Source organism: Bradyrhizobium sp. I1.14.4, assembly GCF_050435825.1.
Classification (GTDB): domain Bacteria; phylum Pseudomonadota; class Alphaproteobacteria; order Rhizobiales; family Xanthobacteraceae; genus Bradyrhizobium.
Window position 1 is genome coordinate 64372 of record NZ_JBNDLA010000006.1, and the last position, 19900, is coordinate 84271.

Annotated in this window: 16 protein-coding genes; 8 read left to right on the forward strand and 8 right to left on the reverse strand. The window is 65.6% G+C overall.

The annotated features are described in order from the left end of the window. Positions 1 to 2: 2 nt before the first annotated feature. On the reverse strand, positions 3 to 149 hold the full coding sequence (locus tag ABIB78_RS14595) for a hypothetical protein (RefSeq protein WP_429025500.1): 147 nt from the start codon (positions 147 to 149) through the stop codon (positions 3 to 5). Between the two features lie 72 nt (positions 150 to 221). On the opposite strand from ABIB78_RS14595, the gene ABIB78_RS14600 reads away from it, so the two are divergent. Beyond that, the gene (locus ABIB78_RS14600; RefSeq protein ID WP_429025503.1) at positions 222 to 512 is read left to right on the forward strand and encodes a succinate dehydrogenase assembly factor 2; all 291 of its coding nucleotides are present in this window, start codon (positions 222 to 224) and stop codon (positions 510 to 512) included. Next, a complete protein-coding gene (gene mfd, locus ABIB78_RS14605) occupies positions 509 to 4027 on the forward strand; it encodes a transcription-repair coupling factor (RefSeq protein ID WP_429025505.1) in 3519 nt (1172 codons plus the stop codon). Before ABIB78_RS14600 ends, mfd begins: the two co-directional genes overlap by 4 nt. Positions 4028 to 4144: 117 nt before the next feature. Here the strand turns inward: mfd and ABIB78_RS14610 are convergent, their stop codons facing one another. From ABIB78_RS14610 to ABIB78_RS14620, 3 genes are all read right to left on the reverse strand, one after another. Beyond that, positions 4145 to 5371, reverse strand: coding sequence for a GGDEF domain-containing protein (locus tag ABIB78_RS14610; protein ID WP_429025508.1), 1227 nt, complete (start codon positions 5369 to 5371; stop codon positions 4145 to 4147). A 105-nt stretch (positions 5372 to 5476) separates the two neighbouring features. After that, positions 5477 to 6988, reverse strand: coding sequence for an AMP-binding protein (locus tag ABIB78_RS14615; RefSeq protein ID WP_429025510.1), 1512 nt, complete (start codon positions 6986 to 6988; stop codon positions 5477 to 5479). A 94-nt stretch (positions 6989 to 7082) separates the two neighbouring features. Further along, positions 7083 to 8819 (reverse strand): extracellular solute-binding protein, encoded by a 1737-nt coding sequence (locus tag ABIB78_RS14620; protein ID WP_429026146.1) that lies wholly within the window; start codon positions 8817 to 8819, stop codon positions 7083 to 7085. A 373-nt stretch (positions 8820 to 9192) separates the two neighbouring features. Between ABIB78_RS14620 and ABIB78_RS14625 the strand changes: the two genes are divergently transcribed. Then, the gene (locus ABIB78_RS14625; RefSeq protein ID WP_429025513.1) at positions 9193 to 10026 is read left to right on the forward strand and encodes an invasion associated locus B family protein; all 834 of its coding nucleotides are present in this window, start codon (positions 9193 to 9195) and stop codon (positions 10024 to 10026) included. Between the two features lie 373 nt (positions 10027 to 10399). Continuing rightward, on the forward strand, positions 10400 to 11674 hold the full coding sequence (locus ABIB78_RS14630) for an MFS transporter (protein WP_429025515.1): 1275 nt from the start codon (positions 10400 to 10402) through the stop codon (positions 11672 to 11674). A 71-nt stretch (positions 11675 to 11745) separates the two neighbouring features. Here ABIB78_RS14630 and hspQ read toward each other — a convergent pair whose 3' ends face one another. Next, on the reverse strand, positions 11746 to 12078 hold the full coding sequence (gene hspQ / locus ABIB78_RS14635; protein WP_429025517.1) for a heat shock protein HspQ: 333 nt from the start codon (positions 12076 to 12078) through the stop codon (positions 11746 to 11748). A gap of 119 nt (positions 12079 to 12197) precedes the next feature. Here hspQ and ABIB78_RS14640 point away from each other — a divergent pair, with 119 nt between their 5' ends. Beyond that, entirely contained in the window at positions 12198 to 13151 is a 954-nt protein-coding gene (locus tag ABIB78_RS14640; protein ID WP_429025519.1) for an AEC family transporter, read from the forward strand. Between the two features lie 12 nt (positions 13152 to 13163). Here ABIB78_RS14640 and ABIB78_RS14645 read toward each other — a convergent pair whose 3' ends face one another. After that, entirely contained in the window at positions 13164 to 14348 is a 1185-nt protein-coding gene (locus ABIB78_RS14645; protein WP_429025522.1) for a UbiH/UbiF family hydroxylase, read from the reverse strand. A gap of 133 nt (positions 14349 to 14481) precedes the next feature. On the opposite strand from ABIB78_RS14645, the gene pcsA reads away from it, so the two are divergent. The 3 genes from pcsA (at position 14482) to ABIB78_RS14660 (ending at position 16990) form a co-directional block, all read left to right on the forward strand. Beyond that, positions 14482 to 15210 (forward strand): phosphatidylcholine synthase, encoded by a 729-nt coding sequence (pcsA, locus tag ABIB78_RS14650; RefSeq protein ID WP_429025524.1) that lies wholly within the window; start codon positions 14482 to 14484, stop codon positions 15208 to 15210. Continuing rightward, entirely contained in the window at positions 15207 to 15932 is a 726-nt protein-coding gene (locus tag ABIB78_RS14655) for a TerC family protein (RefSeq protein WP_429025527.1), read from the forward strand. Before pcsA ends, ABIB78_RS14655 begins: the two co-directional genes overlap by 4 nt. An 83-nt stretch (positions 15933 to 16015) precedes the next feature. Further along, positions 16016 to 16990: a quinone oxidoreductase family protein gene (locus tag ABIB78_RS14660; RefSeq protein ID WP_429025529.1), complete on the forward strand. Its 975-nt coding sequence runs from the start codon at positions 16016 to 16018 to the stop codon at positions 16988 to 16990. Positions 16991 to 17130: 140 nt separating this feature from the next. On the opposite strand, the gene ABIB78_RS14665 is transcribed toward ABIB78_RS14660, so the two are convergent. Further along, complete coding sequence (locus tag ABIB78_RS14665) at positions 17131 to 18327, reverse strand: acetylornithine transaminase (RefSeq protein WP_429025531.1); 1197 nt, start codon at positions 18325 to 18327, stop codon at positions 17131 to 17133. Positions 18328 to 18575: 248 nt separating this feature from the next. After that, entirely contained in the window at positions 18576 to 19766 is a 1191-nt protein-coding gene (locus ABIB78_RS14670; protein WP_429025533.1) for a tetratricopeptide repeat protein, read from the reverse strand. Positions 19767 to 19900: the final 134 nt, after the last annotated feature.

The following is a 19900-nucleotide window of genomic DNA, read 5'->3' on the forward strand; positions in this document are numbered from 1 at the left end:
ACTCACGTCATGCGCGGGCGCCTGTCCTCGACTCGATCGAGGATGACCCGCGCATCCATCTTCAAAAGAGGATGGATTGCCGGGTCAAGCCCGGCAATGACGACATGCGTCCAGGGCATCCCCAAAAGGCGGCTGATGAGGGCTGACATCGGCCGTCGCCATCGCTATATCAGGGCCCGCCCGGCACGTCCGGGCTTTTGGCGTTTGATGGATTTTGGGACATGACGGGATCGACACGATTGAGCAGCGGGCTCGATGACCGCCGCAAGCGGCTTTTGTTTCGCTGTTGGCATCGCGGCACCCGGGAGATGGACCTGATCCTCGGCCGCTTTGCCGACGCGACCATCGCGGATCTGTCCGATCAGGAGCTCGGCGAGCTCGAGCATCTGATCGAGGTGCCGGATCCCGACCTCTATGCCGCGCTGACCGGCGACAAGGTGCTGCCGGCCGAACATGCGACCGCGCTGTTTGCCCGCATCAAGGCGTTCCGGGTCGCGGATCACGGCGCATGAAACAGCCCATGAAATCGCCGGCCGCGATGCTGGCGCCCGGCCGGGTGCTGACCATCGCCAACGTCGCCGAGGGCGCCGAAGGGCTCGTCATTTCCGATCTGGCGCGCGCCATCGCGGCGCAGCCGAAGCGATCGGCGGTCAGCCTTGCCGTGGTGTGCCGCGACGGCGCGCGGATGCAGCAGATCGCCCGCGCGCTGGAATTCTTTGCCCCCGATATCGCGGTGATGCAGGTTCCGGCCTGGGACTGCCAGCCCTATGACCGCGTCTCGCCGCATTCCGGCATTCTGGCGCAGCGCTTGACCGCGCTGGCAAAACTGTCGCGGCTGGTCGGCAGCGAGAAGCCGTTGATCGTGCTGACCACGGTGAATGCGGCCGTGCAGCGGGTGCCGGCGCGCGATCAGGTCGCGGCCCAAGCGCTGTCGGTTGCACCCGGCAACGTCGTGCCGATGGACTCGGTCGTCGCCTGGCTGGAGCACAACGGCTACACCCGCTCGTCCACGGTGCGCGAGCCCGGCGAATATGCCGTGCGCGGCGGCATCCTCGATCTGTTTCCGGCCGGCCTCGACCAGCCGGTGCGCTTCGATTTCTTCGGCGACAGCCTGGAATCGATCCGCACCTTCGATGCCGAGACCCAGCGCACGCTGCTCGACATGCGCGGGCTCGATCTCGTGCCGGTCTCCGAATTCCAGCTCACGACCGAAACCATCCGTCGCTTTCGCATGGGCTATGTCGCCGCGTTCGGTGCGCCGGAACGCGACGACCAACTGTATGAAGCGGTCTCCGAGGGACGGCGCCATCCCGGCATGGAGCATTGGCTGCCGCTGTTCCAGGAGCGGATGGACACGCTGTTCGACTATCTCGACGGCGCTGCGATCGCTATCGAACCGCAGGGCGAGGATGCCGCGCGCGAACGCTTCTCGCAGATATCGGACTATTACGACGCGCGGCGCGAGGCGCTGGAGCATCCCGGCAGCGGCGCGATCTACAAGCCGCTGCCGCCGGACAAGCTTTATCTGACCGAGGCCGAATGGACAAAACTGCTCGGCGACGCGCCGCTGGCGCGGCTGACGCCGTTCGCGGTGCCCGAAGGCTCAACCGACCTGTTCGACGCCGGCGCGCGGCAGGGCCGCAACTTCGCGCCGGAGCGTGCCGACAGCAATGTCAACGTGTTCGAGGCCGTGGTCGGCCATGTCGGCGCGTTGCAGTCGCAGCGCAAGAAGGTCATCATCGCGCTGTGGAGCGAGGGCTCGCGCGACCGCATGAGCGCGATGCTGCGCGACCACAAGCTGCTCAACACCACCAGCGTCAACACCTGGCGGATCGTGCAGGCGACGCCGCGCAACGAGACCATGCTCGCCGTGCTCGGCATGGAATCCGGCTTCGAGACCAGCGAATTCGCCGTCATCAGCGAGCAGGATATTCTCGGCGACCGCCTAGTGCGGCCGCGCAAGGCGAGCCGCAAGCTCGACAATTTCATCTCGGAGGTGACGAGCCTTGCGACCGGCGATCTCGTCGTCCATGTAGAGCACGGCATCGGCCGCTTCGTCGGCCTGCAGACGCTGGAAGTCTCCGGCGCGCCGCATGATTGTCTCGAGCTGCATTATGCGGCGGATACAAAACTGTTCCTGCCGGTCGAGAACATCGAGCTGCTGTCGCGCTACGGCTCCGACAACGCCAATGTCGAGCTCGACCGTCTGGGTGGCGGCGGTTGGCAGGCGCGCAAGGCCAAGCTGAAGAACCGCATCCGCGAGATCGCGGGCGAATTGATCAAGATCGCCGCCGAGCGGCAGCTGCACGAGGCCCCGAAATTCCCGCTGCAGCCGCACGTCTATGACGAGTTCTGCGCGCGCTTCCCGTATGAAGAAACCGAGGATCAGCTCGGCGCCATCAACTCTACCCTGAAAGACCTCGAAATCGGCCGGCCGATGGACCGCCTGATCTGCGGCGACGTCGGCTTCGGCAAGACCGAGGTGGCGTTGCGCGCGGCCTTCGCCGTGGCGCTCGAGGGCAAGCAGGTCGCGGTCGTAGTCCCGACCACGCTGCTGGCGCGGCAGCATTCGCGGACTTTCACCGAACGCTTCCGCGGCTTCCCGGTCAACATCGCGCAGGCGTCGCGGCTGGTGTCGACCAAGGAGCTGAACCAGGTCAAGAAGGGGCTCACCGACGGCCATGTCGACATCGTGGTCGGCACCCATGCGCTGCTCGGCAAGGCCATCAAGTTCAGGGATCTCGGCCTTCTGATCGTGGACGAGGAGCAGCATTTCGGCGTCAGCCACAAGGAGCGGCTGAAGCAGCTGCGGGCCCAGGTCCATGTGCTGACGTTGTCGGCAACGCCGATCCCGCGCACGCTGCAGCTGGCGCTGACTGGCGTCCGCGAGCTCTCGATCATTGCCTCGCCGCCGGTCGATCGCCTCGCGGTGCGCACCTTCGTCGCGCCGCATGATCCGCTGATGATCCGCGAGGCGCTGCTGCGCGAGCGCTATCGCGGCGGACAAGCTTTCTACGTCGTGCCGCGGATCGAGGACCTCGCCGGCGTCAAGGATTTCCTCGACAAGAACGTGCCGGAGATGAAGGTCGCGGTCGCCCACGGCCAGATGCCGCCCACCGCAATCGAGGACATCATGTCCGCGTTCTACGACGGCAAATACGACGTCCTGCTGTCGACCACGATTGTCGAGTCCGGTCTCGACATCCCGAACGCCAACACGCTGATCGTGCACCGCGCCGACATGTTCGGCCTGGCCCAGCTCTATCAGCTGCGCGGCCGCGTCGGCCGCTCCAAGCTGCGCGCCTATGCGCTGTTCACGCTGCCGGCGCAGCAGAAGATCACGGCGCAGGCGGAGCGCCGGCTCAAGGTGCTGCAATCGCTGGAAACGCTGGGCGCGGGCTTCCAGCTCGCCTCGCACGACCTCGACATCCGCGGCGCCGGCAATTTGTTGGGCGAGGAGCAGTCGGGCCATATCAAGGAAGTCGGCTTCGAACTGTACCAGTCGATGCTGGAGGAGGCGATCGTCAACCTCAAGGCCGGCGTCGCCGAGCCTGCCGCCGACCGCTGGTCGCCGCAGATCACCATCGGCATGCCGGTCCTGATCCCCGAGGACTATGTCAACGATCTCAGCGTGCGGCTGTCGCTCTATCGCCGCCTCGCCGATCTCGAGACCGACGACGAGATCGACAATTTCGCCGCCGAGATGCGCGACCGTTTTGGCGTGCTGCCGGACGAGGTGCGCTATCTGTTCAAGGTCGCCGCGATCAAGGCCTATTGCCGCAGGGCCAATGTCGGGAAGGTCGACGCCGGCCCGAAGGGCGCCGTGATCGCGTTCCGCGACAACAGCTTCGCGCACCCGGAGCGGCTGGTGAGCTTCATCCGCCAGCACGGCCAGGCCGCCAAGGTGCGGCCCGACATGAAGGTGGTGTTCTTCCAGGACTGGGAGACGCCGGAAGAGCGGCTCGCCGGCACCACCGAGATCCTGCGCCAGCTCGCCAACCTCGCCGAGAGCAAGAAAGCGGCGTGAGGCCATCGGCATTGCGAGGAACGAAGCGACGAAGCAATCCATCGTTCCTCGGGCGCGGAGAGATGGATTGCTTCGCTTCGCTCGAAATGACGACGCGGGCAATTCGTGGTCGTAACATTACGACGCCGCGCGCTCCGGCGTTTTGAACAGCCGTCCCAGCAGCGACATTGCGGAATCGCCCGGCAGCAGCGTTGCGACGCTGACGGCCGGCTCGGAGCGGACGTCGCGTCGGCCGTGCTGGGTGTGGCGCATCACGCTCGCCAATCGCCGGGTGATCGCCTGTGCGTTGCGCAGGTCGGTCCCGGCGAACGCCACGACGAGCGAGCGGTCGTCATGCACCGCGCCGAAATCGGCCTGACGCATCAGCCGGCTGATGATCCGCGCGCCGTCGAATTGCGCGCGCGGCTGTGCGTCGTCGAAGGTGAACCGCGCCACCGAGAGCGCGCCGCCGCGCTCGGCCGTCTGGTACACGGCGGTCGCGAAGTCGCGTTCGAACGCGGCCTTGGTGAGCAGGCCGGTGCGGGGATCGATCAGGCCCTTGGCGTCGATCGCCTTGAGCATGCGGCCGAGCCGCGCCTCGAAGGCGTGCTGGCGGATCATCGGCAACGCCATATCGGCGACCCGTGTCGGTCCGGCCGTGACGATCTCGAGATTGGGCAGCTCGTAACGCGGCGTCAGCTCGCCCGAGGCGACGATCACGGGCAATGGACGGAAGCGGACATCCTCGGTCAAGACTGTCAGGAAAGCATCCATCACGCGCGGCGTGAATCCCTCGGCCAGCACGATGCCGTCGATGTCGCGGCTGGAGAGATGCTTGGCAGCGGCCTCGATGCTGAGTGCGCCGACCACGCCGGCGCGTTCGCCGAGCGCAACCGACAACGTCGGATAGGCGCCGCCGCGGCCGATCAGCAGCGCGGTGGCCTCTCCGATCGGATCGATGTCAGTCAACGCGATCGGTATCGGCGGCATCAGGCGGCGCATCACCGTTGCATGCAGCGCGCGAACGCGTAGGGACGCGTTGAGCCGGGCGACTAGGCGATCCGGCAATCCCTGCTTCTGGAAGAATGCGATCACGGTATTGGGCAGGGTGGTCGCGGGATCGACCGCGATCAGCGGCAGATAGGGCGCGCGGGCGGCGGCGCGCTTGGCCAGACCCGAGAGGGTGACGAAATCGACGCCCTCGGCGGCCGCGATGACCGCTGCCGGCTTGACCTGCTCGATGGCCCGTCCGACCTCATTCCAGTCGGTGACCACGACCGGAAACAGCTTCGTCTCATCGAGGACCGCGGCAAACGGCGGCTTTGCCGACGCCGACACGACGAGGACCGGACCTTGTTGAGACATTCGAACGCTCGAAACCAATGCAGGGGTCAGCAACGGCTGCGATGCTAGTTGGCATGGCTTAATGCGGCGTCAACACAATGATAAGACTAACGCAATGATAAGATTCTAACTCATTCCCGTGCCGCTGCGGTCACGAAACGCTTCGACCATCAACGGGTTAAGGCCAAGTTCTGTCAGAGCGTCGCGGGCGCGCGCATTGTCCTGTGCCCGTCCGGCCAGCCGATGGCCGCTAAGGCGGTCCGGCAATGCCGTCAACAGCGCGCCCTGGCCGAGGCGGCGCGACCACTCCTGCAGCTCCTGGGCCAGGAAGCGGTAGCCCCCGACCGTCATGACCCCCGACGGCGGGGCGGTGATGTTGACGGCGCCGGTCGCGCGATCGACCCGCGCGGCATATTCGGTATCGACGAAATCTCGCGGCGGTGGCGCAATCAGGCTGTCGCCCGGGGGCGGCGGAGGCGCATAGGCGGCGACCGGCACCATCGGGCCGCGCAGGCCGAGCGTGCCCTTCGGGGTCAGCAGGATCTCGCCGGCGATCGATGCGCCGGGAGCTTCGCGCGGCGCGCTGTGCGGACCGGGCTTGATCGGGGCCGGTGCTCCGTCCTCGGCGCTGCGGCGGGCGCCGAACAGCCCGGCCTCGCCGAACAGATAGACGTCGGTCAGGGTCACCCGCCGCGAGGTCCAGTGCGCGCTGGAGGCAACCTGCTCCGGCGTACGCCAGAGACCGATCACGTTGCGCAGGCTGGGCAGGCGCTCCGACAGGCCCCGCTGGTCGAGCCGCAGCGCCAGCTGTGCGGGCGCGATCAGCGTGTCGCAGGCATGATCGTTGAACTGGGTTTCGAAGGCTTCCTCGTCGAAGGGGTGATGCATGACGAGCGTTCCCCCCGACAGCAGCCAAGTCACCAGCGACGAGCAGATGCCGGCAAACGACATCGGCGCGAACGCCGACATGATGGTCGCACCTTGCGCCAGGTCACTCTCCAGCGACATCGCGAGCCCGCCGGCGATCAGGCCGAAATGCGCGCGCGGCACCGGACGAAAACCGTCGCTCGTGACATCGAAGGAGATCAGCGCCGGCTTGCGGCCGTCCTGGATCATCGGGCGCGAGGTCCGTGAGTCCTGCTGGATCGCCTGATCGAGCGAGGCCATGCCTTCGGGCAGATCGGTCCCGAAGCCGCAGACATGGCGGATCGAGAACGCTTCCGCCGCGGCATTCATGGCGATGTCGGCATAGGAGACGCCGTCGATCTTGCCGAAGGTGACGATCGCCCGCGCCGCCGTGCGGTTGAGGACGGACGTCAGCTCGGCCTGCCGCCACAGCAGCGGCAACGGCACCACCACCAGCCCGACCCGATACGCGGCCAGCACTGTCAGGGCGAATTCGACCGTGCCGGGCAGCTGAACTGCGATCACCGTATTGGCCGGCAATCCGCTCTCGACGAAGTGGGCGGCGATCGCCGAGATCGCGCGGTCGGCCTGGGTATAGGTCAGGCGCTTGCGGGCCTGTCCGGTGATCCGCTGCTTGTTGAGCGGATCGACCAGCGCCAGTGCCTCGGGGTGCCGCGCCAGAGTGCGCTTGAACAAGGTATCGAGCGTTGGCGAGGTTATCGACTGGTTCACAGGTTCAACGTCGGTTGCATCGCTTCGGTCGGACCAGGTCATGCCGCGTCGGGGCGCATCACTTGGCAGATCACTTGGCAGATCACTTGGCAGATCACTTGGATTGCGCGCCGGGCTTCTGCCACCAGGTCTCCGGCAGGTAGCCCGTCAGCGCCGTGGTCGAAGGCCGTTCTATCCGATTCCAGCGCGCGATCCATTGCTCTCCCAAGTTAAATAGGGGGATAGCGTAGAAGCCCGACATCAAGGCCCGGTCCAGCGCCCGCACGGCCGAGACAAAGGCCGGCCGCTCCCGCGCCGTCAGCAGCGCCGCGATCATGGCGTCGATGGCGGGATCCTTGGCGCCCATGTAATTCCGGGTGCCAGGCACGTCGGCGGCCTGGCTGCCCCAGTAGAACCACTGCTCGTTGCCTGGCGACAGCGACTGGTCCCAGCGGATGGGGATCATGTCGAAGTCATAGGCGACCCTGCGCTGCTCGAACTGCACCGCGTCGACCACCCGCACTGCAGCCTCGATGCCGGCCCGCTTCAGGTCCCGCTGATAGGCGAGTGCGATCCGTTCGTGCTCGCGCGTCGTCACCAGGATCTCGATCCGGAGCGGCGTCCCTGTCGAGTGCTGCTTCAGCACCGTACCGTCGAGCGCGTAGCCGGCGTCCGCCAACAGTTTGAGCGCGCTGCGAAGGACGGTGCGGTCGCGCCCTGAGCCGTCGGCGATGGGGAGGCGGTAGCGGCCCTCGAGGATATCGGGCGAAATATGCGACAGATACGGCTTGAGGAGATCGCGCTCGTAATCATCGGCGGGGCGGCCGTAGGCGGACAATTCCGAGCCCGCGAAATAGCCGCCGGAGCGCGAATAAAGTTCAAAATAGTAGTTGCGGTTGATCCATTCGAAATCGAACAGCATCAGCAACGCCTGGCGCACCCTGACGTCGGCAAATCTCGGCCGCCTGGTGTTGAACACCAGGAATTCGGACGGTTGGGGCGTACCGATCTTGATGGTGTCGCGGACCACGTCGCCGTTCTTCGCCGCGGGGAAGTCATAGCCATCGTGCCAGCGGAGCGGCTCGGGCTCGGTCCTGAAGTCGTAGAGACCGCGCTTGAACGCCTCGAACTGGCCGTTGGCGTCGCGGTAATAGTCGAGCCTGATCTCGTCAAAATTCCAGAGGCCGCGATTCACGGGCAGGTCGCGGCCCCAGTAATCGGGATTGCGGGTGAAGGTCACGCTGGTGCCGGGCTTGACCGTCGTCACGCGGTAGGGGCCGGAGCCGATCGGCGGTGCCAATGTCGTCTCCTCAAACTTGGAGACGTCGGTGGCATGGCGCGGCAGAATCGGCATCAGGCCAAGGATCAGCGGCAATTCGCGGTCCGCGACTCCGCCAAAATCGAACCGCACCGTGAGCGGGTCGAGCACCTCGGCCTTTGCGACTTTCGAATAATACTGATGATGCGCCGGACGGCCGTGATCGCGCAGCAGCGCGAGCGAGAACACCACGTCGTCGGCCGTGACCTCGTGCCCGTCGGAGAAGCGCGCGCGAGGATCGATATGGAATGTCACATAGCTTCTGGCGTCGTCGGTTTCGACGCTGCGGGCGAGCAGGCCGTATAGCGTGAAGGGCTCGTCATTGTTCCGCACCATCAGGCTTTCGTAGACATAGCCGCGCTCATAGGCGTAGCCCCTGAGCTGCTGCACGGCGAGCCCCCTGACAATCAGGGGATTGAGGCTATCGAAGGTGCCGTCCCGGGGGCTCAGGACCAGACGGCCGCCCTTGGGGGCGTCAGGATTGGCATAGGGCAGGTGGGTGAAGTCGGCAGGCAGCCCCGGGGCACCGTGCATCGCGATCGCGTGGTTCTCGGCGGCGGCCGCAGGGGCGAGCGCGCTCGTCAGGAATCCCAGGACAAGCCAGATAGCGGGCAATGCGGCGCGCCAAACGTGCCCGGGAACACGTGTGTGAGGCGCCGGATTTGATTCGCGAAACGTCACGTCCGCAGGTTTATCACAGGCCGCTGAAACCCGCCGTTACATGGGCGCAAATACGCTTGTCGGCATTGATCTTTCCGCGTGCCGCTGTATTGAAGGCGTGCAATTGAATAGGCGGGAACGCCTGTCACGTATCCGCCTCAATTGACTAGGAGACAGCCGCCCAAACGGCTATGTGTCGGCGCCTGCAGCGGTTTCGGGCGCTGCCGTTCAGAAAGGGTTTTCCGCAATGAATTTCCGTATCTTGGCCGCCCCGGTCCGGCCGCATGGGCGAGTTGTCGCCTTGATGGCGGCGACGGCTCTGTCTGCAGCGCTCCTGGTTCCTGCCGCTCAGGCCCAGCAGCCGGCAGCGCCGGCGCCTGCGGCACCGAAGGCAGCGCCCAAGGCGGCACCCAAGGCAGCTCCGAAGGCGCCGGCTCCGGCAGCCCAGCAGGCGCCCCAGGCGCCGGCCGCCGGTCAGCCGCCCGCTGCGGCCGCCCAGCAGCCGCCCCAGGATCAGCAGATCCAACTCATCTACGCGCCCTGGACCAAGTTCTGCCTGAAGGGCCAGGAAGCCAACGCCAAGCAGGTTTGCTTCACCGGCAAGGACGGCCGGATCGAGTCCGGCCAGCCGGTGATTGCCGCCGTGATCATCGAGCCGGAAGGCGAACCGAAGAAGATCCTGCGCGTCACGCTGCCGCTCGGCATGCAACTCGTTCACGGCACCCGTATCATCGTCGACGGCAACCCGCCGCAGCAGGCGCCCTATGTGATCTGCTTCCAGAACGGCTGCATGTCCGACTATGAAGCCACCCCCGAACTGATCGCCAACATGAAGAAGGGCCAGAACCTCGTGGTCCAGGCGATCAATTCGAACGGCGCGCCGCTGACGCTGCCGCTGCCGCTCAACCCCGAATTCGCCAAGGCCTATGACGGCCCGCCGACCGATCCGAAGGTGTTCGAGGAAAACTCGAAGAAGCTGCAGGAAGAGTTGCAGAAGCGCGCCGAAGAGCAGCGCAAGAAGCTGGAAGGCGCGGGCGGTGGCGCGGCGCCGGCGGCTCCAGCCAACCCGGCAGCCAAATAAACGTTCAAGTCAACGCGAGATCATCGCAAGCAAAAGGCGCCCGGAAGGGCGCCTTTTTTGTCATGCGATACCGACTGGCTGATGGCCGCCTGCCGCGCTGGTGATCGTGCACATCGTGTGCGATGTTTGCTAGGGCGCTCCGATTGCGTCGAGCACGCATCGTCAGTGCCTTGTCCGGACAAGTCCGGCGTCGAAGCGCAATCATAAATCCGTTACGGGAGGCCAGGCGAAAGCGCGGAAAGCGCGCCTTCGATGCGCAAAAGCGCGCGTGGTTCGCCGCGAACCCTGGCTGCTGTGGGGACCAGTGATGGTGCGATGCGCTCGGATTTTGCCCGGAAACGTGTCCGTCGTTCGCAGCCGTGGAATTCGCCCAATGTCCCAGCGTCTCAACAAGCAGCGGCAGGAAACGCTGTCCTGGCCATCGGAGCCTGCGATCGGCGGTCTTGCGGTCGATGCCGGCGGTCGCGTCAACCAGGACAACGTCCCCGGTATCTTTCATCCGGGCATCGTCCATCTCGCGCTGGCGATGGGCGGGTTCGCGATCGGTATCGCCGAATTTGCGACCATGAGCCTGCTGCCGTTCTTTGCCCACGATCTGCATGTCAGCGAGCCCCAGGCCGGCCACGCGATCAGCGCCTACGCGCTCGGCGTCGTGGTGGGCGCGCCTGTGATCGCCGTGCTGTCGGCGCGGATGGCGCGGCGGACGCTGTTGATCGCGCTGATGGGCTTCTTCGCGCTGATGAACGGCCTCTCGGGGCTCGCCCCCGATTATCACACGATGCTGGTGCTGCGCTTCCTCGCCGGGCTACCGCACGGCGCCTATTTCGGCATCGCCATGCTGGTCGCGGCATCGCTGGTCCCGATGGACAAGCGCACTGCGGCCGTCGGCCGCGTGCTGCTGGGCCTCACCGTCGCGACGACGATCGGCGTGCCGCTTGCCAACGGCGTCGGGCAGGCGATCGGCTGGCGCTGGGCCTTCGCGATCGTTGCCGGCCTGGCGCTGCTGACTGCCATCCTGGTGCTGATCTTTGCGCCGCGTGACGTCGCCAATACCAATGCGAGCCCGTTGCGCGAACTGTCGGCGCTTGGGCGCAAGCATGTCTGGCTGACGCTCGCGATCGGCGCCGTCGGTTTCGGCGGGCTATTCTCGGTCTACACCTATCTCGCGTCGACGATGCTGGCGGTCACGCACACATCGCCTGCGCTGGTGCCGGTCACGCTGTGCGTGTTCGGGGCCGGCCTCACCGCCGGCAACATCATCGTGCCGCGCTTCGCCGACCGCGCGCTGATGGCGACCGCAGGCGGCCTGCTGCTGTGGTCGGCCGTGACGCTGGCGCTGTATCCGCTGGCGGCCACGAGTTTCTGGACGCTGAGCGCCGACGTGTTCCTGATCGGGCTGGGCGGCGCGCTCGCCACCGTGTTGCAGACCCGGCTGATGGATGTCGCCGGCGAGGCGCAGAGCCTCGCTGCGGCGCTCAACCATTCCGCCTTCAACGTCGCCAATGCGCTGGGGCCGTGGCTCGGCGGAATGGCTGTCGCTGCCGGCTATGGTTGGACGTCAACCGGCCTCGTCGGCACCGGACTGGCGCTGGCGGGCTTTGTCGTCTGGACGATCGCCGTGGCGCTGGCCAAACGTGAGGGGGTATGAGGCGGCGCGACGTGGTGGCGCGAATGCGGCAGCGTTCGCCGGACCGGCGCTGCGTGTCAGTTCAGCGCGTGTCAGTTCAGCGACGGATTGCGCGGGCGGTAGCCGCCCGACTTGTCCTTCACGAAGATCTCCGCCACCTGCGAATGCCGGATCGGCTCGCCGGATTCGTCGGGCAGGAGGTTCTGCTCCGAGACATAGGCGACGTACTCGGTCTCCGAGTTTTCCGCGAGCAGGTGATAGAACGGCTGGTCCTTGTGCGGCCGCATGTCCTCGGGGATCGACAGCCACCATTCCTCGGTGTTGTTGAACTCCGGGTCGATATCAAAAATCACGCCCCGGAAGGAGAACACCCGGTGACGGACGATCTGCCCGATCTGAAATTTGGCGGTACGCGCTTTGATCATGGTTCGTCGATAGACCAACATTGTGGCCGATGCTAGGGGCAAGGCGGTCAATTAACCCCGGTTTACCGATTCCAGCCTGATACAACGACCCGAAATCCGGCCGAGAAACTACTTTCAGAATGATCGATATCCTCAATCTGGCGTTGCCGTATTTCGGCTTGATTTTCATCGGTTACGCGTGCGGAAAGGCCAAGGGTTTGCCCGAGACCGGGCTCGCCTGGATGAATTTCTTCCTGCTTTACGTTTCGTTGCCGGCGCTGCTGTTCGGGATCATGTCCAAGACGCCGTTCGCCGAGCTGAACAACCCGCCATTCCTGATCGCCACCACGCTCGGAACCGTGATCGCGTTCTTCCTGGCGATGGTCGCAGGCAAGCTGATGGGACGTCTGACACTGCGCGAGGCGACGCTCGCCGGCCTGTCGGGCGCCTACGGCAATATCGGCTATATGGGCCCTGGCCTCGCACTCGCCGTGCTCGGCACCAAGGCGGCGGCGCCGACCGCGCTGATCTTCTGCTGCGACAGCATCTTCCTGTTCTCGATCGTGCCGCTCTTGATCGAGCTCACCGACCGCGACCATCCCTCGCTGCTGCATGCGTTCGGCGTGGTGCTGCGGCAGATCGTGCAGAACCCGCTGATCATGTCGGCCGTGTTCGGGGCGCTGGTCGCCGCGTTTCACATTCCGCTGCCGGTCGCGCTCGACCACACCATCCAGTTCCTGCAGAACGCCGCGGCACCGATGGCGCTGTTCGTGCTCGGTGTCACCGTGGCGCTGCGGCCGTTCGAGCGGGTGCCGTGGGAGGTGCCGGGCGTGGTTGCGATCAAACTTCTGATCCATCCGCTGCTGGCATTCGGACTGATGCTGCTGTTCGGTCCGTTCGCGCAGCCCTGGGCGGCGACCGCGGTGCTGATGGCCTCGCTGCCGCCAGCGCTCAACGTGTTCGTGATCGCGCGGCAGAACGACACCTGGATCGAGCCGGCGTCGGTCGCGGTGCTGATCGGCACCTTCGCCTCGGTGATCACGCTGACCAGCGTGATGTGGTTCATCCAGAGCGGACGGCTGGTGTTTCCGTAGCGGCCCTGAGCTTCACCGCCGCCATGACGGCGCGAGGCCTTCGCGCATCGCGAGCCGCCGCAGCGGACCGAATGCGCCGATCAGGTGCAGGCCGGCGGCACGCGCCGTCTGCACGCCGAGGAAATCGCTGAGCAGCGACCGGTTGGCGATGTCGATTGCCCAGGTCCGGCTGGCAACATCGGGCCGCCGCGCCGCCTGGTAGCGCGACAGCACATTCGGCGCACCGGGATCCTCGCCGCGGCCGATCGCTTGCCCCACGATCTCGGCGATATCGGCGGCATCGCGCAGCCCCATATTGAGGCCCTGCGCGCCGATCGGCGGCAGCACGTGCGCGGATTCCCCGACCAGCGCGATACGGTCCTTGGCGAACTGCCGGGGCCGCTCGATGGCGAGCGGAAACACGTGACGGCCGCCCTGGACCTCGACGCGGCCGAGGATGGAATGCGACTGGCGCTCGGCCGCATCAGACAATTCGTCGTCACTGAGCGCCATCAGCCGCTCCGCCTCCTTGGGCGCCGAGACCCAGACCACGCTGCTCCGGTTGCCGCTGAGCGGCACGAACACGCATGGGCCGTGCTCGGTGTGAAACTCGGTCGAGATGTTGTTGTGTGGGCGGGTATGGGTGATGTTGAAGGTGAGGGCGGATTGCCCGAGTTCGCGGCTGACCACCTCGATGCCGGCGGCCTCGCGGGACGATGAATTGCGCCCGTCGGCGCCGACCACGAGCCGGGCCCGGAGTGACTGGCCCTGCCGCGTCGCGGCCGTGACCGCGGCATCATCCGGCTGCACTGAGGCGGCTTCGTCGTCGAACCGGGTCAGCGCGGCCATTTCACCGGCACGGTCCTCGAGCGCCGCGACCAGCGCGCGATTGTCGATGTTGAAGCCGAACTGCTCGCGGCCGATCTCGTCGGAATTGAACCGCACTTCCGGCGCGCGGATCAGGCGGCCGGTATCGTCGACAAGGCGCATGGTCTTGAGCGCGGCAGCCTTGTCGCTGCAGCGCCGCCAGACGTCCAGCCGCTCCAGGATCCCGGTCGAGGCGCCGAGCAGCGCGGTGGTGCGGTTGTCGGCGTAGGGCGCGCGGCGCGCCAGCAGCGCGGTCCGTGCACCGGCATCGGCGAGGGCGATCGCGGCCGTCAATCCGGCCGGACCGCCGCCTATTACGATAACGTCATAATCCTGCGGGCTGTCGGTCATATCAGGACATTTGACATGCTTGGCCCGATTTTCAAGCCGTCGGTAAGCACCAGGAGTTTCCAGCTGTTTGCGCGGCGGAACGCCGCAAGACCGCATATGCAAAGTGGACCGATTCCTGATAGCACTTCGGCCGATGGACCCCAGCAGCCAGCCGGATGCGTTGCAAGAACGGATGCGGACCGCCGCATTCTCCGTTCATATTTTGACGGCGCTCGGCGCCGGGGTCGCGCTGTTGGCGATGCTGGAGGCCGTGCGCGAGCACTGGGCCAACATGTTCGGCTGGCTCGGGGTCGCGCTGATCATCGACGGGATCGACGGCCCGCTGGCGCGCCGGCTCGACGTGGTGCGGCTGCAGCCGAACTGGTCGGGCGAGGTGCTCGACCTGGTGGTTGATTTCGTCACCTATGTGTTCGTGCCGGCCTACGCGATCACCGCGAGCGGCATGCTGCTGCCGCTGGCCGCGCCGATTCTCGGCATCGGCATCGTGGTCTCCAGCGCGCTTTATTTCGCCGACCGCCGCATGAAGTCCGACGACAACCATTTCCGCGGCTTCCCGGCGCTATGGAATGCGGCGGCATTCTACCTTTTCTTGCTGCATCTGCCGCCGGTGATGTCGACGATCGTGGTCGCGCTCCTGATCGTGCTGACCTTTGCGCCGTTCCACGTGCTGCACCCGCTGCGCGTGGTGCGGCTGCGCTGGCTGACGCTGTGGCTGCTTGCCGCCTGGGCGCTGCTCGGCATGTACACGCTTGCCAACGATTTCATGGTCGGAGCCCCGATCACCTTCGGTCTCTGTGCCATCGCCGTCTACATCGTCGGCAGCGATACCCTGATCCGCCGGATGAAAGCCTTCAGAGCATGATGCAATTGATCAGCAGCCCGGAAGCCTGGGCGGCGCTGTTGACCTTGACTGCGCTCGAGATCGTGCTCGGCATCGACAACGTCATCTTCCTGTCGGTGATCGTGTCGCGGATCCCGCCCGCGCAGGCCAAGCGCGCCCGCCAGATCGGCCTGCTCCTCGCGCTGGTGTTCCGCATCGTCTTGCTCAGCATCCTGGTCTGGCTGATCGGGCTGACGCAGCCGGTGATCACCGTCAAGGACGTCGCGCTGTCCTGGCGCGACATCATCCTGATCGGCGGCGGCCTGTTCCTGATCGCCAAGGCGACCCACGAGATCCACGGCGAGGTCGAGGCGCGCGAGGCGGAGGCCGACGATCAACCGAGTGCCAGCGCGTTCTTCTGGGTGATCGTGCAGATCATCATCATCGATCTCGTATTTTCGCTGGATTCGATCATCACCGCGATCGGCATGGCGCAGGACATCGAGATCATGATCGCGGCGGTCGTGATCGCCTGCGCCATCATGTACATCTCGTCGGGGCCGGTGGCGCGGTTTGTCGCGGAGCATCCGACCACCAAGATGCTGGCATTGGCGTTCCTGGTGCTGATCGGTGTGGCGCTGGTGGCCGACGGGTTCAAATTCCACATTCCGCGCGGCTACATCTATTTCGCGATCGTATTCTCGGTTGCGGTCGAGATGTTCAACGTGCTGGCCAAGCGCAACCGCAAGAAGGCGGCGCGATAGTCCCGGTTCCAGGCCGCTTGGTTGACAAGCCGGCGCCGATGGCATTCGCTCGCTTGACGCTGATATCTGAGGGGAGCGACGACATGACCAAGGCTGTGCGCGTGCACAAGGTGGGGGGCCCGGAAGTCCTGACCTATGAGGATGTCGAGGTGGGCCCTCCCGGGAACGGTGAGGTCCGCATCCGCCAGCACGCGGTCGGGCTGAACTTCATCGACGTCTATTTCCGCACCGGCCTCTACAAGGCGCCTGGCCTGCCGTTCATCGCCGGCAACGAGGCCGCGGGCGAGGTCCTGGCCGTCGGTCCGGGGGTGACCAACTTCCATCCGGGCGATCGCGTCGCCTATTACTACAACCTCGGCGGCTACGCCTCCGAGCGCGTCATCCCGGCCGACAAGCTCGTCAAACTGCCCGACCACATCACCTACGAGCAGGGCGCCGTGCTGATGCTCAAGGGGCTCACGGTCTGGTATCTGCTGCACAAGACCTTCAAGGTCGAGCAGGGCCATCGGGTGCTGATCCACGCCGCGGCCGGCGGCATCGGCCTGCTGGCCTGCCAGTGGGCGCACGCGCTCGGCGCCAATGTTATCGGTACCGTCGGCTCCAAGGCGAAGGCGGACATCGCGCTCGCCAATGGCTGCGACCACGTCATCCTCTACAACGAGGAGAATTTCGTCGAACGCGTCAAGCAGATCAGCCGCGGCGAGCTCTGCGACGTCGTCTATGACGGCGTCGGCAAGACCACCTTCCCGGGATCGCTGTCCTGCCTCAGGCCGCGCGGCCTGTTCGTCTCGTTCGGCAACGCTTCGGGGCCGGTGCCGCCGTTCCCGCTCGCCGAGCTCAACAATCACGGCTCGCTGTTCGCGACGCGGCCCAAGCTCAACGACTATGTCGGCACCCGCAAGGAATTGCTCGAAGGCGCCGACACGCTGTTCGCCGCCGTGATCAACGGCAAGCTGCACGTGCCGATCAACCACGCCTATGCGCTCAAGGACGTCGCCAAGGCGCATATCGACCTGGAGAGCCGGGCGACCACCGGCGCGGCGATCCTGCGGCCGTAGTTTCAACCGTCATTGCGAGGAGCAAAGCGACAAAATTGCGAAGCAATTTTGCGCTGAAGCGACGAAGCAATCCGTTCTTATCCCCGAGTGGAGAGGTGGATTGCTTCGCTTCGCTCGCAATGACGATCGGGAGATGATGCTTACGCCACCCGCCGCGCGGCGCCGACTTTCGTCAGCACGGTATCGAGACAGTCGATCACAGCGGAAATCTCCTCCCGCGTCACGTTGAGCGCCGGCATGAAGCGCAGCGTGTCTGGCTGCGGCGAGTTGATCAGCACGCCCGCCGCGAATGCCTCGGCGACCACGGCCGCGCCGATCGGCATCTTGAGATCGAGCGCGAGCAAGAGGCCGCGGCCTCTGATCTCGCCGAGCCCGTGCCGCGCCGACAGCCGCTGCAGTTCGCGCTCGAGCAGGAGACCGGCATCGGCAACCGATTTCAGGAAATCGGACCGGCCGACCTGATCGAGCACGACAAGCCCCGCGGCGCACATCAGCGGGTTGCCGTTGAAGGTGCCGCCCTGATCGCCATGATCGAAGCACGAGGCATGTTCGGTCGCAAGCAGCGCTGCGAGCGGCACGCCGCCACCAATGCCCTTGCCGAGCGTCATGATGTCGGGTTCGATTCCGGCGTGCTCATAGCCGAACAGCTTTCCGGTCCGGCCCATGCCGGTCTGGATCTCGTCGACAATGAGCAGCAGACCGCGCTGCTGGGTCAGCGCCCGCAGCTCTTGCAGGAACGCGTCGGTCGCCGGCCACACGCCGGCTTCGCCCTGGATCGGTTCGAGCATGACAGCGACCGTCGACGACGTGATCAGCTGCCGTACCGACTCGATGTCGTTCAGCCGCGCTTTCCGGAAACCGGAGACTTTCGGCTCGAACAGCGGCTCGAATGCCTTCTTGCCCGAGGCCGACATGGTCGCGAGCGTGCGGCCGTGGAAGCCGCCCTCGAAGGTGATGATCTCATGGGCGCCGTTCTTGTACTTCGTGCCGTATTTGCGCGCGAGCTTGATCGCGCCTTCATTGGCTTCCGCGCCGGAATTGGCGAAGAACACCTGGTCGAAGCAGCTGTTGTCGACCAGCATCTTTGCCAGCTTCAGGCTCTGCTCGTTGTAGAATGCCGGGCTCGGCGTCAGTAGCCGCCTGGCCTGCGCGGCCAGCGCATCGGCAACGATGACCGGCGAGTGGCCGAGCGGATTCACCGCCCAGCCCTGCACGAAATCGAGATAGCGGTTGCGGTTGGAGTCCCACAAATACGAGCCTGCGCCGCGCACGAAGACGACCTCGGGGCGAGCGGTGATGTCCATCAGCGCATCGAACGGATGGGTAGCGTTGGTCATGTCGATCTCCTCTGGGGTCGCTGTGGGAAAGGGCAGGCCGAAAAAGCGAGAAGGCCGCGCTTTGGGGGCGCGGCCTTCTCGAAAACCTTGGCTGATTTTAGCTAATCAGCGATGGCGTCGGACACGGCGCAGCCCAGCATCGTCGCGGGTGCGACGACGGCAGATGGCGCGGCGGTGGGTCCGGTTCAGTTTCATGGCGCATGGGCCATACAGCGGGAGGGCAGGCGGTGTCAAGCGTCGACAAGCCGTCATTCGACGCCATAGCGTGCAAATTCCGCGGCGATGTCGGACTGAATCGCCTGGGCGGCAGCGCTGTCAGCTTGCGCCGCGTCGGCGTCGCCTGTCTCGCGCCGCGCTACGCCGCGGCCATAGAGAGAACTTGCCAGCTGGGCGTTGATCTTCAGCGCCGCATCGAAATCCGCGATTGCGGCGCCGGGTTCGCCGAGCTTCAGGCGACAGATTCCGCGGCTGTCGAGCGTGTAGGGATCGCCCGGATTCCATTGCAGCGACTGCTCGCAATCCGCGAGCGCTTGCTGTGCTCGGCCCAGTATCACGAGCGTCAGGCAACGTGCATTGAGCGCCGCGGCGTATTTCGGATTGAACTTGATGGCGTCACTGAAATCGTCGAATGCCCGCGGGTAGTCCTGCCGTCCAAGATAGAGGTTGCCTCGCGCGTAGTAGTCGCGGTAGCCGGCCGGATCGAGCCGTAGCGATTGATCGAGATCGGCCAGGGCCCGATCGATATCGCCACGATCGCGAAACAGCCGGGCGCGGTTGCCGTAGGCTGGCGCATAGTGAGGATCAAACCGGAGCGACGTGTTGTAGTCAGCCAGCGCGTGCTCGAAATCATCGCGGCCACGGTAGGCGTTGCCGCGATTGTAATAGGCGAGCGCGAATTTCGGATCGAGGCGGATGGCGCGATCATAGTCGGCCATCGCGCGATCCGGCTGTTTGGCGTCGATGTAGGAGTTGGCGCGATTGTTGTAGTACCAGGCATCCTTCGGGCTGAGGCGGATGGCTTCGTCGTAATCGGCGATGGCGAGAACAGGTTCGCCACGTTCGCTATGGGCGATGCCGCGGTTGTAGCGCGCGATCTCATCCCTGGGATCGAGCGCGATGGCCTGATCGAGATCGGCAATGGCCGCATCGACATCGCCCTTGCGGCGATAAGCCTCGCCGCGGTTGGCCAGCCCCAGCGAGCGCATTGGTTCGTACTTGATCACCTCCGTGAAGTCGGCGATCGCACGATCGAGATCGTTGCTTTCGAGATAGGCACCGCCACGGTTGAGGAAGGCGCCGGCGCGCTGCTTCTCCCTCAACTTTCGCAGGGCAAGGAGAAAGCTGCAGCCGCCGACGCGCTGCGCGGTGTCTTTCTTGCTGGAGCACCAGGCCTGCGCGGTGGTTTCGGTGGACGGCTGAGGCTCCGCGAGGGCCGCCATGGCCACAAGCACCGGAGCGAGCCGGATGAGGACCGCCGCCACCAACCGGCCGCGCACGAACATTCGCTTCCATAATCGCCGCAAGACCAGGCTCCGTGCGACCGAGTGGTCGCCACTGGTTTGTGAGCCCAGAC